This is a genomic window from Thalassotalea agarivorans (assembly GCF_030295955.1).
Lineage (GTDB): Bacteria > Pseudomonadota > Gammaproteobacteria > Enterobacterales > Alteromonadaceae > Thalassotalea_D > Thalassotalea_D agarivorans.
This window is the reverse complement of the sequence record NZ_AP027363.1, coordinates 1,656,164-1,668,931: the sequence shown is the minus strand read 5'-3', so window position 1 is coordinate 1,668,931 and position 12,768 is coordinate 1,656,164. Positions and strand designations below refer to the sequence as shown.

15 protein-coding genes and 1 tRNA gene are annotated in these 12,768 nt (G+C 39.7%); 8 read left to right on the top strand and 8 right to left on the bottom strand.

Going from position 1 to position 12,768, the window contains the following annotated elements; all coding sequences use genetic code 11:
• The first annotated feature begins 14 nt into the window (after positions 1–14).
• The 3 genes from QUD85_RS07765 to QUD85_RS07755 all read left to right on the top strand — a co-directional run bounded on the left by QUD85_RS07765 (position 15) and on the right by QUD85_RS07755 (position 2,178).
• Positions 15–557, top strand: a complete 543-nt coding sequence (locus QUD85_RS07765) for a hypothetical protein (protein ID WP_093329750.1) — start codon at positions 15–17, stop codon at positions 555–557.
• A 12-nt stretch (positions 558–569) separates the two neighbouring features.
• Positions 570–737 carry a hypothetical protein gene (locus QUD85_RS07760; protein ID WP_177168898.1) on the top strand — a complete coding sequence of 56 codons (168 nt, stop codon included), beginning with the start codon at positions 570–572 and terminating at the stop codon, positions 735–737.
• Between the two features lie 547 nt (positions 738–1,284).
• Entirely contained in the window at positions 1,285–2,178 is an 894-nt protein-coding gene (locus tag QUD85_RS07755) for a tyrosine-type recombinase/integrase (protein WP_093329753.1), read from the top strand.
• Here QUD85_RS07755 and QUD85_RS07750 read toward each other — a convergent pair.
• The 5 genes from QUD85_RS07750 to yejK all read right to left on the bottom strand — a co-directional run bounded on the left by QUD85_RS07750 (position 2,175) and on the right by yejK (position 6,717).
• The gene (locus tag QUD85_RS07750) at positions 2,175–2,813 is read right to left on the bottom strand and encodes a tetratricopeptide repeat protein (RefSeq protein WP_093329755.1); all 639 of its coding nucleotides are present in this window, start codon (positions 2,811–2,813) and stop codon (positions 2,175–2,177) included. The two genes, QUD85_RS07755 and QUD85_RS07750, sit on opposite strands and share 4 nt — an antisense overlap.
• Positions 2,814–2,881: 68 nt before the next feature.
• A complete protein-coding gene (locus QUD85_RS07745; RefSeq protein ID WP_093329756.1) occupies positions 2,882–3,730 on the bottom strand; it encodes a M23 family metallopeptidase in 849 nt (282 codons plus the stop codon).
• A complete protein-coding gene (locus QUD85_RS07740; protein WP_093329758.1) occupies positions 3,693–4,571 on the bottom strand; it encodes a 6-carboxytetrahydropterin synthase in 879 nt (292 codons plus the stop codon). The genes QUD85_RS07745 and QUD85_RS07740 overlap by 38 nt, the downstream gene beginning before the upstream one ends.
• A gap of 8 nt (positions 4,572–4,579) precedes the next feature.
• Entirely contained in the window at positions 4,580–5,614 is a 1,035-nt protein-coding gene (pyrC, locus tag QUD85_RS07735) for a dihydroorotase (RefSeq protein WP_093329759.1), read from the bottom strand.
• A 62-nt stretch (positions 5,615–5,676) separates the two neighbouring features.
• Positions 5,677–6,717: a nucleoid-associated protein YejK gene (gene yejK, locus QUD85_RS07730; protein ID WP_093329761.1), complete on the bottom strand. Its 1,041-nt coding sequence runs from the start codon at positions 6,715–6,717 to the stop codon at positions 5,677–5,679.
• Between the two features lie 70 nt (positions 6,718–6,787).
• Between yejK and QUD85_RS07725 the strand changes: the two genes are divergently transcribed.
• The 5 genes from QUD85_RS07725 to QUD85_RS07705 all read left to right on the top strand — a co-directional run bounded on the left by QUD85_RS07725 (position 6,788) and on the right by QUD85_RS07705 (position 10,111).
• On the top strand, positions 6,788–7,006 hold the full coding sequence (locus QUD85_RS07725; RefSeq protein WP_093329763.1) for a YejL family protein: 219 nt from the start codon (positions 6,788–6,790) through the stop codon (positions 7,004–7,006).
• A gap of 57 nt (positions 7,007–7,063) precedes the next feature.
• Entirely contained in the window at positions 7,064–8,749 is a 1,686-nt protein-coding gene (locus QUD85_RS07720) for a DUF3413 domain-containing protein (RefSeq protein WP_093329764.1), read from the top strand.
• Between the two features lie 89 nt (positions 8,750–8,838).
• Positions 8,839–8,915, top strand: a tRNA-Pro gene (locus QUD85_RS07715).
• Positions 8,916–9,085: 170 nt separating this feature from the next.
• Positions 9,086–9,367 (top strand): hypothetical protein, encoded by a 282-nt coding sequence (locus tag QUD85_RS07710; RefSeq protein ID WP_093329766.1) that lies wholly within the window; start codon positions 9,086–9,088, stop codon positions 9,365–9,367.
• 333 nt (positions 9,368–9,700) lie between these two features.
• On the top strand, positions 9,701–10,111 hold the full coding sequence (locus QUD85_RS07705) for a type II toxin-antitoxin system HicB family antitoxin (RefSeq protein WP_093329767.1): 411 nt from the start codon (positions 9,701–9,703) through the stop codon (positions 10,109–10,111).
• Positions 10,112–10,156: 45 nt separating this feature from the next.
• On the opposite strand, the gene bioD is transcribed toward QUD85_RS07705, so the two are convergent.
• Genes bioD through bioF form a run of 3 tightly spaced genes read right to left on the bottom strand, consistent with a single transcriptional unit; the run spans position 10,157 to position 12,768 of the window.
• Positions 10,157–10,825 (bottom strand): dethiobiotin synthase, encoded by a 669-nt coding sequence (bioD, locus tag QUD85_RS07700; protein ID WP_093329769.1) that lies wholly within the window; start codon positions 10,823–10,825, stop codon positions 10,157–10,159.
• 21 nt (positions 10,826–10,846) lie between these two features.
• The gene (gene bioC / locus QUD85_RS07695; protein ID WP_093329771.1) at positions 10,847–11,632 is read right to left on the bottom strand and encodes a malonyl-ACP O-methyltransferase BioC; all 786 of its coding nucleotides are present in this window, start codon (positions 11,630–11,632) and stop codon (positions 10,847–10,849) included.
• Positions 11,632–12,768 (bottom strand): 8-amino-7-oxononanoate synthase, encoded by a 1,137-nt coding sequence (gene bioF, locus QUD85_RS07690; RefSeq protein WP_093329773.1) that lies wholly within the window; start codon positions 12,766–12,768, stop codon positions 11,632–11,634. Before bioF ends, bioC begins: the two co-directional genes overlap by 1 nt.

The following is a 12,768-nucleotide window of genomic DNA, read 5'->3' as shown; positions in this document are numbered from 1 at the left end:
TCGAGGAGTTAAGTATGTATAAATCACTGATATATCTTGGGTTATTTGTCGCTTTAATTGGCTGTGGTTCAGATTCTGATACTGATGTAGAGGTGCCGCAACCTTATGCGATTAAGGTTCAAACGTTCAATTTAGTTAACCTTGATACAGGTGCAACGTCTGATATAACAGTAACAGCCGAAGTAGAAGACCAAACAAGTACTATATATGACTTGTCAATTTTAGGCGGTTCTTCATCAAATCTAATCACCTTTATTAGCGATGATGACGATGACTTTGATACCACATTCAACCTAATAGACGACAACAGCCAAACGAGCTTAGCTATGTTAGAAAAAGAGCTCGATATCACGCCAAACCAACTTATTTTTGCTTTAGGCAGTAATAGTGACAATTATTTTGAATTAGTTGTAGCTGATTTACCTAAAAGTACTACATCGGGCAATGAAATATCTGCTTGGGTGGTTGATACACGTGTCATTACAACAGGCACGCAAGCCGTGCTATCAGTAGATGGAAATGTTGTAGACCAAACGCTAATGAATAAAACATTATAGAGTGAAATAGCGTTGGAAAAGGCAAACACTCAAGTTGTTTCAATAACACTAGACGGTGATACATGTAACGTGATTACTGATAATTTTGATCCGCAAACAGCAGATGAGGATGTCGTGATCATTTTTGACAGTAACTTTAGTGCTTGTTTAATCGTGCCACTAATAGAGGCTGTTGAATAAGTTTGTTTTTGATATAGTGAAAACACAGTAATAAAAAGAATAGTAAAAACTATGTTTAAACGTTTTTTTCTTCTCAGTGTGTTGACGATTAGCTTAACTAGTTTCTTTGCGCAAGCTAACAACGACGTAACTAAAAAATCCTGCGAAAAGTTAGATCAAAAAATTGAAAAGCAAAACAGCAAACTAAAAGCAGGCGTTAGCAATAAGAAAAGTGAAAAGATAAAAGAAAAGCTACACAAGCTGCATAAAAACAAATTCGCATGTAAACAAAAAGGCTTTAAAACAAAATAACGCTAGTTAAACCTTTTTTAGCTAAATCATTTGCATTATCGTTTAAAATCTGTATTTTAATAAGTAATAATTGACGCGTTTTGTAGCCCTTATTATACGGGGCTTTCATTAAATCGTATAAATATCAGTGTTTTACAATGCTATTTGGCGATTATTAAATAACAATAGCGTGCACGTACGTAAAATCTGAGTCCCATGATAGCCAAAACTTGTCTATTTTTTACGTAGCGTCACCATAAAAAATGATGATTAATCTATGAGTGTGCAATCAGCTTCGGATATTTACCTTTTATCACTTCAGTCAGCACAAAGTCGTGTCACCATGACATCAATGCTAAATGTGCTTGCAAGATTGATGGCAAAGAAAAAGCATCATCAACAAGTGGACTGGTCGACATTAAATTATCGTACAGTTCTTTCGGTTATGTCTGATTTATCACAAGCAGGCAAATCACCTGCCACTCAAAATGTTTATCTGTCTGCGTTAAAAGGCGTTGCTAAAGAAGCATGGCGCAATGGCGACATCGATGTTGAAACCTATCAACATATTAAAGAAATAAAACGTGTTAGAGGTTCTCGCTCTATTAAAGGACGCGCGCTAGATCTTGAAGAGCTCAATGCATTGATTGATCACTGCATGACGCTCGAAGGCGTTATTGCGATGAGAGATGCTGCTGTAATTGCGCTTGTATATGGCGCAGGTCTGCGACGTCTTGAAGCGGCAAACCTAATGTTATCGGATTTTGACGCAGCCGAAGGCACTTTGCGTGTGATTGGTAAAGGTAATAAAGAAAGAATCAATGCACTGCATCAACGTATTATGGAAATACTCGATGTATGGCTAGATGAGCGCGGATTAGAGCCTGGTCCACTGTTTTTGCGTGCCCGTAAAGGCAACAAATTAATTGACCAGCCTATCTCTGGGCAAACCATTTATGACATCATTATTAGGCGATATAAAGAAGCTGGTTTAAAACGACTTACGCCGCATGATTTGCGCAGAACCTTTGCTACTAAGCTACTAGAAGGTGGTGAAGACGTATTTGTTGTACAAGATTTAATGGGCCATTCTTCGGTAGAAACGACTAAAAATTACGACAGACGTGCCGATAAAGCGAAGAAAAAGGCAGCAAGAGCGCTACCTTTCTAGTGATTAAGCTGTTTAAGTCTGTTTATTGCTTGCTTCGCTGATATGTGGTTTTGCTCTGCCGCTTTCGTATACCAGTCTTTAGCTACTTTTAAATCTTTCTCTGTAACGATACCATTCTCATAATAGTAACCAAGCATGTATTGCCCATGAGGATGTTCTCGTTTGGCAGCCATTTCATAGAACTGATAGGATAAATCCATGCCTATATCACGCTTATCTTTGAATAGTCCATTTTCGTTTGCAGTCATTTCCCCAAGCATCACCATAGAACTTGGGTTGCCGAGCTTTGCACCCTCTCTGCAATATTGGAATGCTACTACATAATCAACTTCAACGCCTTCACCATAAAGATATATATTACAAAGATTGTTAAACGCATAACTTTCACCGTATTTTGTAGCTTCTAAGTAATACTCTCTGGCTTTCACAACATCTTTATCGACCCCATCGCCTGTGAAGTATTTATAGCCAAGTTGTACGAGCGCTTTAGAATCCCCATCTAGAGCCGCTTTTTCTAGCTCAGGAATCGTTGATGGTAGCTTATCATTTGCTAATAAATGACAAGAAAAGATGAATAATGTGAAGAAAAATATTGTACGCATTGTTCTTATTATGACTGACTGCTGTTCGCTCATTGCAGTCTGTCAGATCGCATCTAATCCTGTCAATTATTAGGGTCAGATTAGATATGAGCTTCTACATTTTAAGGGATTGCGGGTGTATCTAAAACCAATTGTGGGTCGATACGCACGTCAAACCAATTTACGCGCCAATCCAAATGTGGGCCAGTTGAACGCCCTGTCGAACCAATTGCCGCCACTTTTTCTCCTTGTTTAACGTCCGTTCCAACGCTTACATATGCGTCACTTAAATGGATAAAAGTGCTAAAGATGCCGTGTCCGTGATCAATAATCATGGTACCGCCAGAAAAGAACATGTCAGGCACCCACAAAACGACTTTACCGGCAGCTGGAGCGAGCACAGGCGTACCTGTTTTGTTCGCATAATCAATGCCAAAATGTGGATTCCCAGGTTTATCGTTGTAGATACGCTGACTGCCGTAAACGCCAGTGATGCGCCCTTTTGTTGGCTTTATAAACCCTCTAGCGAAGTATGAATAATCTGACAATCCTGAACGTGCCGCTTTTACTTGTTTGCTGTCTAGCGCAATACGTTCAAGATCTTGCTCAGACGGGTTCATTAAGCGTGGCGAGATACCGTTTATTTTCTGCAGCTTGTATTCTCTGGTTTGAACAGGCAAAAAACGGTCTATTTTTTTACCATTTTCCTCGATAGTTAGCTGTTTTGCCTCTGTCTCATCTCGACCTATACCAAAAGCAAAGTCGCCTGTAGGACTCACCTGCAGCGGCTTTCCATCAAGCATTACACGAGCACCAGGCTGCACTTTGCCAAGCACGTAACCGCCCTGCTTTATTTCACCAGATAAGGTAAACATGTTGGCTTCATTGCCGCTCGACAACAAAGGTAAACAGGCAAGTAATGTAAGAAATGATTTAAACAGTGGCGATAGCACCTTTGGCAACACCTTCATAGGCAACAACCTTTACTTCTTGTTTATATTGCTTGTTAAGTGTTCTGGCAATGAAGTCAGCTAAAAGTTCAACGGTTGAATCACAATCAACAATCTCGAGTTGGTTTTTCATTACCGCTATATCAAAACGTCCTTGCGGTGCTCTGTATGAAAAGTATTTATGCTGATCGGACACATTATCCATGGCATAACTGGACAATTCTATTTGGTCGATATCAACCTGATCTTCTTCACTCGCAATATAGATATCGCGCCAACGCTCACACCAAGCATGCTCAGCGTCAATGCTGCGCTGACCATTCAAGTAAATGCCAATTTTTGACCGATGGCCATGGGCAATTCGCTGACAGTTACCGTCATGGAGTTTCAAACCATGCGTATAGTGGTAGTAATCACTGTTAATGACTTCTGGACGCAAGGTTAAGGTTAAACCTTGCACATTATTCGGTAATTGTTCGGCAATCACCTGCGTTAAATGAGAAGTAACGGAATCAATATCAATAGATTTGCTTTCTATTTTGGCAAAGGCTTGTTTTGGTGACTGTAAAAACAAACTACCACGAGTTGCCATGAAATCGACATATTCGTGATCAACCTGATGCGTTGAATCAGATACTTTCAACGCTGAAGAATGGATTGGTAACAATAACTTATGGTCAACTGCGTCATCGATAATAGCCTTGATCTGCTTCTTAACAACACCAAAATCTAAAATCATACTTTGATCATTTAAATCACCGTCCAACACTACGTCAACAATCCAGCTTTCGCCAACAACACCACGTTGTTGGCATAGGTATGAAAAGTCTATTACCGTTAGGTCATCTACAAATAATTGCATGATTTAACTTACTCGCCTTTTACTTTCCAGGCAATTTGTTCACCTGCGCGAATCGGTACCACAACGTCAGAGCCGAATGCCATCGTTTCTGGTACATCCCAAGTTGATTTTTCTAATGTTATTTCGTCATTGTTTACAGGTAAGCCATAGAATGCCGGACCATTTAAGCTAGCAAACGCTTCTAACTTATCAAGTGCATCTTCAGCTTCAAATACTTCAGCATACAATTCAATGGCAGCATGCGCTGTATATGAACCTGCGCAGCCACAGGCTGATTCTTTAGCATGTTTTGGATGTGGCGCTGAGTCAGTACCTAAGAAGAACTTTTTGCTGCCACTTGTGGCCGCAGCAACAAGTGCGGCTTGGTGTGTGTTACGTTTTAACACCGGTAAACAGAAGTAATGTGGGCGTATACCACCAACTAACATGTGATTTCTGTTGTACAACAAATGATGCGCAGTTATTGTAGCTGCAATGTTATCCGAAGCACTTTTGACAAAATCAACAGCATTTTTGGTGGTAATGTGCTCTAACACAACTTTTAAATCAGGGTATTTTGCAACGAGCGGTTTTAATATGGTGTCAATAAACACTGCTTCTCTGTCGAAAATATCGATATCACTATGTGTTACTTCACCATGAATAAGCAGCGGCATTCCAACTTCTTGCATCGCCGCAACCACTTGTTCGATGTTGTTGATATCAGTAACACCCGAAGAGCTATTAGTCGTAGCACCTGCCGGATAAAGCTTGCAGGCATAAACAATGCCGCTCGCTTTTGCATCTCTAATATCTTGTGCTGTGGTGTTGTCTGTAAGGTAAAGCACCATCAATGGCGTAAAATGTGCTGCAGGATTGGCAGCCATAATGCGGCTATGATATTCAGCTGCTTGCTCTGCGTTCATCACAGGCGGAACAAGATTAGGCATAACAATTGCGCGACCAAAATATCGACTGATGTCAGGCACTGTAGTGGCAAGTGATTCGCCATCTCTTAAGTGAACATGCCAATCGTCTGGGCGCTTAATCGTTAATTCTGTCATATTTACCTCAAATTGATAATGTATTGATATATAAAGCATTTATTGGTTACGCGTTACAGTATTTATTCGCTTTCATTGCTCTCTTGAAGCAATGCTTGTAACTGTGCCTTTAAGTTAGGCGGTACTTTATAAATTGTTAAACTGTCATTAGCTGCATTATACACCACTTCTTCACCAAAATGGCTTCTTTCAAAACTAATACTTATACCTGCTCCATAGCCAGAGTACTTAGTGACCTTATTGACGACAGCCTGTTCGTGTGGAAATGACTCTTCCATTGGATAAGATTGCTCTTGGACAAACTCATAAAAGTCTTTCCCGCCCTCTTGCGCAAGCATTTCGCCCACTTCTTTTACATTCACCTCTTGTGCGCTAGCTTTCTTTTCCTTACAGTAATCGAGTAATTCCTTACGTGCTGATTGCTTTTCTTGCGCTTCTAATTGGTTTACCGAAACAAAGTCTTCCACTGCTTGCACTAAGGTTTGTGTTTGAGACTTAGCATCTAAGCCTTCTTCACAACCTAAAAACTCTAGAAAGAAGTCTGATACTTTGCGCCCTGCGCGTCCTTTAATAAAAGAAATGTATTTTTGACTATCTTGATTGCTTTCATAGTCAAATAAATCGATTCTGGCAGCTAACTGCAGCTTTGCTGTATCTAGATGCTTGTTTGCTGATAAATTAAGTTCGCCATCTACACTGTAGTGTTCAGATTGCGGCAATACGCACACTAACAAGAATCGACCACCCATATATTCATAATGGCAAAGCACTAAATAACCTTGTTCTTCAATGTCATATTTTGCAATTTCAGCTGACAGCGCATTAGCTGCTTTTACGCTAAACTCGTTAAACGACTCGTTGGAATCAAGGTAATCCTGCATTAAATGTTTAAAAGGCACATGTTCTGATTCACTTGGATGCAGGCTAAAGCTGCCATAAGCCTTCGCGCCTTTACCATTATAGATATGGTGTAATGCATCTACGAATGTTTCGATCTTGCTATTAATATCAATGTCTTGTGGGCCGAATGTTAGTTCAACTTCATTGGATTCAATATTGCGTTGTACATAGTGGATAGCTATGTTTGAAATAATAATGCTCATATATTGTGTATGTTTATTCGAGTGGGCATTTGATAAACTTAGCGAATGCTAATTTAACAACTAATTTATTATGCCTATTGTATCTAAATATCCTACAGAACGTGTAGAAAAAATTATCAAACAATTGATGGATGTCTTAATCGACGAAAAAGCAGAAGCTGATTTAAGCTTAATGTGCCTTGGAAACACCATTACAGAAGTTATATCTCAGCAAGTACCGGCTGAATTGCAAGAAAGCATCGTAAATAATTTTACGCAAGCCTTGCAACAATCTATCATAAAACAGTAACTTAGTAATTTAACCTTACACTTATAATAATAACTATCTATAAGAGACTATATTTGAATGGTTAGTAATGAATCCGCATCCTATAGTAAACGGTTGCTCCATCTAGTTAGTTGGAGCCATTGGTTTACGTTTTTCAATATCATCGCAGCCATTGTGCTTTCAAGCGCATATATTGTTATTGAAGGTATGCCAGACACCACATTAGGTACCACATATTTAATTACCAACTGGCTTAGCCATATAGCGTTTTTGATTTTTGGTAGCTTTGTACTGCTCATTTTCCCACTAATTTTGGTTTATCCTAAAACTCGCGTCATTAGAGGCGTAGCCTCGCTTGTATTTACCGTGGTGTTAATGTTGTTGGCACTTGATGCTTTTATCTATTCTCGATTGGGTTACCACATTAATGCCTCTGCTAGCTCGCAAATACTTGATGTTATTGCCGCGCAAATAGAAATACGCCCTCGCGAATTTTGGTTTACTACCATTGTGTTAGCCATTGTTATCTTAGTGTTTCAATTGCTGGTCAGTAACTATGCTTGGCGTCATTTAAGACAGTTACAAAAAACGGTGTTTGCACGTTTCATCGTTGCTGGCCTGGTGGTTTCGTTCTTCTTCAGCCATATTCTGCATATTTGGGCTGATGCAAACTTAGAGTACGATATACTAAGACAAGATACCGTTTTACCACTTTCTTACCCTGCAACTGCAAAAACCTTGCTGACAAAATATGATTTGTTTAATAAAGAAGACTATTTAGAGCGTAAGAATGCGCCGCTTAGTTTGGTTGGTACTATTCCAGCCTATTCAATAGACTCTGCGCAGTGCCACGCGAGCGAAGCGATTGATCATTCTACCTTTATTGTGTTGTCTAAAAAGATATTTGAACAGTCTCAAATTGAACGACTTCTCGACAGGTCTGCACTTCAAAGCTTGATGCTTAAACGACATATAGATACTTCGGATAGTGCGCAAGCATGGTTTAACCTGCTTTATAGCCTGCCAAACATCTATCAGGATGACGTGCTTGCACAAAATGCCAAACCAGTATTGTTAGATGCAATTGCTAATCAACAGCTGGTATCCACATTTACCTTAGTTGGCGATGAGAACAAAGCGGCATTACCAACATGGTTAATAGACGCCTTTGACGTGTTTAGAAACGAACCCGATATTTCGGGCTTAGTGTTAGAAGATGAGTTTAAGAAAGTTAAACCTGGCCTTCATATCGTCTTTTTTGATCAACAAGATGATTATCAACTTACCCTGTTTTTAGATGCGCTTATGTTAGCGCAGCAAAACAAAGCAATTAAAGACAACGTCTATGTTTCAACACTAGGCAATGAGCTTACCCAAACAGAGCTGATTGAAAAACCGAGTTTGTTAGCATTTAACAGCGATAATTTTCAAAAAGTAAGAACATTAACCAGTCATATGGATATTGCGCCGACATTAATGAAGAACTGGTTAAATTGTGGACTTGCAACGACACGATATAGCGTAGGCCAAGACATATTTACCCTTAAAGAAAATCGCGTCATTGCTAACACCAATGAACAAGGCATATTGGTCTTTAATAAAGATAAATCCGTATTTATTGATCAATCGGGTAATTTCAATAGCTATTCAAGGCAGCAACAAGCCCCTATTACGCTAAAAGAAGATTTTCCGTTAATGATTGACGGCGTTAACTACATTAAACGTTTTGCGGTTGCTAATACGATTGAACAACCAAAGAAGTGATTAATTTTCAATCAATCAAACGTACACACCTTTAAATTTGATTGCATTGCGAGGCTAACAGGTTAAACTAGCCTCGCTTTACATTGATTCGGGATATAGCGCAGTCTGGTAGCGCGTGCGTCTGGGGGACGTGAGGTCGCAGGTTCAAGTCCTGCTATCCCGACCAATTCTTATCCCCTCCCCATTCTTACTTTTAACAAACAACCCGCTATTATCGCTTATTAACTACTAAAGCTTTCGTATTACATCAAAGGGTGTTACAATCTAATAACAGTTTCGTACTTTGTATTTTTTTATACTCCGATTAATACTATTTTTTAACAAAGCTTAAACACTATGAGATACCTATTTATTGTTGCAGCGGTCGCTTATTTTGCTTATGCCATGCCAGTTAAGGAAGATACCTGGACGGGCTTTATCTATTTAGAGCGAGACAACCCAGAAACTTTCGTTCCTGTGGGTACATACGATTCTTTAGAAAATTGCAAAACAGCTGCAAAATTCACCTTACACAATATGAATGTCGATTATGTTGGCGAGTTTGAATGTGCATTAAATTGCGATTCAACCGCGAGTGACCCACACCTGTCGATGTGTGAATCAAGACATAGCAAGTAAAACATCCATAGTACTTGCCTTTCAAACGCCGTATTACACGGCGTTTTCTTTTTCTGACAAATAACCCTTACAACCCCTAATAAAGTAGAGGATCAATAGCGATCCTTTGTCGATCTACTCAAATACTACCACTCCATCTATAAAGGGTACTCTGACCACAGTAAGTGTTTACATTTTACTCCTGTAGAGTTATTAGGGTTATCATATTGGCTATGTATAGAGTTACTAGGGTTATCATAGTAAATTACATTGGAGGTATCAGGGTTATTTAGTTATTTACATGCGGAGTTATAAGGGTTATTGTATTTTTACTTAAAATGTACGGAGAACGCGATGAAATACCCGGTAATGATCAAAACAGTAAGCGACGGTTACGAATGCTCTGCCCCTGATATCGTTGGATGCATGGTGCTAGCATCTGGGATTGAATCTGGTCTTGATAAGTTAGAAATTGCCGTAGAAGAACATCTTCAAATATTGGCGGAGTACGGAGAGTCTATTCCACGTGCAAGCAATATCGATACGCAAAGGGTAAACCACCCTTCTCCCGCTATTGTTTGGGCGGTTATCGACATTGATATCACACCATTTTTAGGCAAGAGCCATAAGATTAATGTGACGCTACCAGAATTATTGATTAAAAAGATTGATGACTGCGTGAGTCGCAACTCGAACTACACTACGCGCTCAGGCTTTATTGCCCAAGCGTGCATAAATGAGTTAACGAAGAAAACATACGATTAAACGTAAGCTGTTTAAGTGTTGGATGGATGATGGTTGATTAGCGTTTTATAAATGACTGAGATCTATCTTCGCTGATAACGACTCTATATTTGATTCATAAGGTAATACAGCAAGTAGCGGCGCATCTACTTTGGCAGTTAGCGTCGCTATATTATCTTCTAAACGTGACATGCCTTGGTAACAATTAGCAACCCAACCAACAAGGTTTAGTCCTGTTGCTTTAATTGCCGCTAATGTGAGTAGCGCGTGGTTAAGGCAGCCTAGTTTCATATTAACGACAAGAATAATATCCATTGATTCACTAATCGCGAATTCAGATAGGTATTCTGTTTCATTAATTGGTAGTTGCCAGCCCCCTGCACCTTCAGTAATGACATAATCCGACATCGCTAATGGCAGGCGCTGATAAGCTGACGTAAGCAATGGCAACGATAATGTTTGATTGGCTTCTTTGGCAGCGATATGCGGTGCTATCGGTGGTTCAAATGCAAATGGATTTACATTTTCAATCGTTTGGCCTAGATTCGCTCTACCATGTAAGCGCTGAGCATCTTCATTTAGCAACTGCCCGTCTACATTTTCACAACCCGCAGAAATGGGTTTAAATGCTGCTACGTTATATTGTTTTTTTACCAAAGCGTAAATTAATGCTTCAGTAAAATGTGTTTTTCCTGCATCGGTATCAGTTGCAGTGACAAATAACCGTCTCGTCATAATATTGTGTGTTCTTATAGATTAATCAGAAAGTTTTACTAATAGCCCAGAATATACTTTATAAGTCGCTGGATATACGCCACCGGGCTCTTGGAAATCTGAATAACTGGTTTCCATTTTTTGCCACTTATCTTTACCGGCTAGACCTTTATTTCTTTTCTTCGGCACATGGTTAGCACCCAGGCCTTTCAATTCTCTAGCGAGATGAATAACGTTTTCATACTCTAAAATTACGTCTTGTTGTTTGCTTTCCAGTAACCTAAACGCGCCTTGGTTTACAGCGCTTTCTAGTGATTCAAGTGTTCTAAAATCGATGACGTGTTGATCGTCATCTACTTGTTTCCAAGCAGATTTCAATTCAAACAAGGTGCCATCAATCAATGTGCTAAAGGCAACTAAACCACCAGGTTTAAGCACGCGCATCATTTCATTGAGGCTATCTTGCAACGGTTCACACCATTGGATCACTAAATTGGTATAGATAAAATCAAGACTATTGTCTGCAAAAGGCAATTTAAATGCGTCCGCTTCTACCCAGGTGATTGCTTTGTTTCGTTTTTGCTTTGCAAAATTAAGCATTTTGGTGGAAATATCTAAACCAATCACTTGCTCATATTGGCTAGCTAAAATATCGGTAAAAAAGCCGGTGCCACAGCCTAAATCAAGTACGGTGAGATCATGGCGATTCGGTAACCATGGCATTAAATGTTTGCCACTAAACCTTTGCAGCCTCGCACTTACGTCGTAACTATCGCTAGCGCCACCAAAAGACTTAGCAATTTTTACTCGTTCTTGGAAATTAGACATTAAACTATAACCTCGTTTAAACAACTGACTAACTTATTGATTTGATTAGTATTATGATTGGAGTTTATGGTAACGCGTAACCTACTTTGACCAACAGGTACAGTAGGTGGCCTTATTGCAGACAGCCAAATACCTTTTGATTTAAGCGATTGAGAAGCCTCAATCGTGGACTGTTCATCTCCTAACATAATACCTAGTATAGAAGAGTTACTATCCGTTGTTTTAATATCGTCACGTAATCCCTGTTTTAGCAATTGAACGTTTTCTACAATACGTTCACGGCGCCATTCTTCAGTTTGAGCAATATCAATTGCAGCACAAGTTGCTGTAGCGATTGCAGGGCTTATTGCCGTGGAATATATGTAATGGCGACTGACATTAACTAAATACTCTTTAATAGCTTCGCTACACAGAATTGCAGCGCCACTTGTACCTAAGGCTTTACCGAAAGTAACCATTAGTATATCGGGTTTAACTACACTGCTTCCTGTGCCTTGCTCACCTATCACCCCTACTGCATGCGCATCATCAATGTATAACGGCGCATCGAATTGCTTTGATAAACGCGCTAATTCATTTAGCGGCGCACAGTCGCCATCCATGCTAAACACCCCTTCAGACACTATAAGTTTATGTTTGTGCTCAGAGGCGGTTAATAGTGATTCAGCATGTTCGATATTATTGTGAGCAAACCGTTTAAAGTCCGCTTCGCTACTGCGCGCACCATCGATAATAGAGGCATGGCTTAATTTATCTAAAAACAAACAGCTACCCTTTTTACCGATCGCATCGAGCACAGCACAATTGGCAGTAAATCCGCTATTAAACAATAGTGCCGATGGATACCCTAGCCACTCACATAGCTTGTCTTCCAACTGTTTATGAGAATCATGATAACCAGTGACCAAACTTGACGATGCAGATCCAACGCCGTACTTTTCGGCTGCTGTTTGCAGCGCATTGATAACACGGCTGTCGTGGCTGAGTCCTAGATAATCATTAGAAGAAAAATTGATAAAATCATCGCTACCTTGCCACATTACGCTAAGCGCATCGGTCGAAGTGACAATACGTGTACGGTAACGATGTTTATCTTTTTGCTGTTTAAGCGCTTCTTCTATAAAGCTGAACGGCAT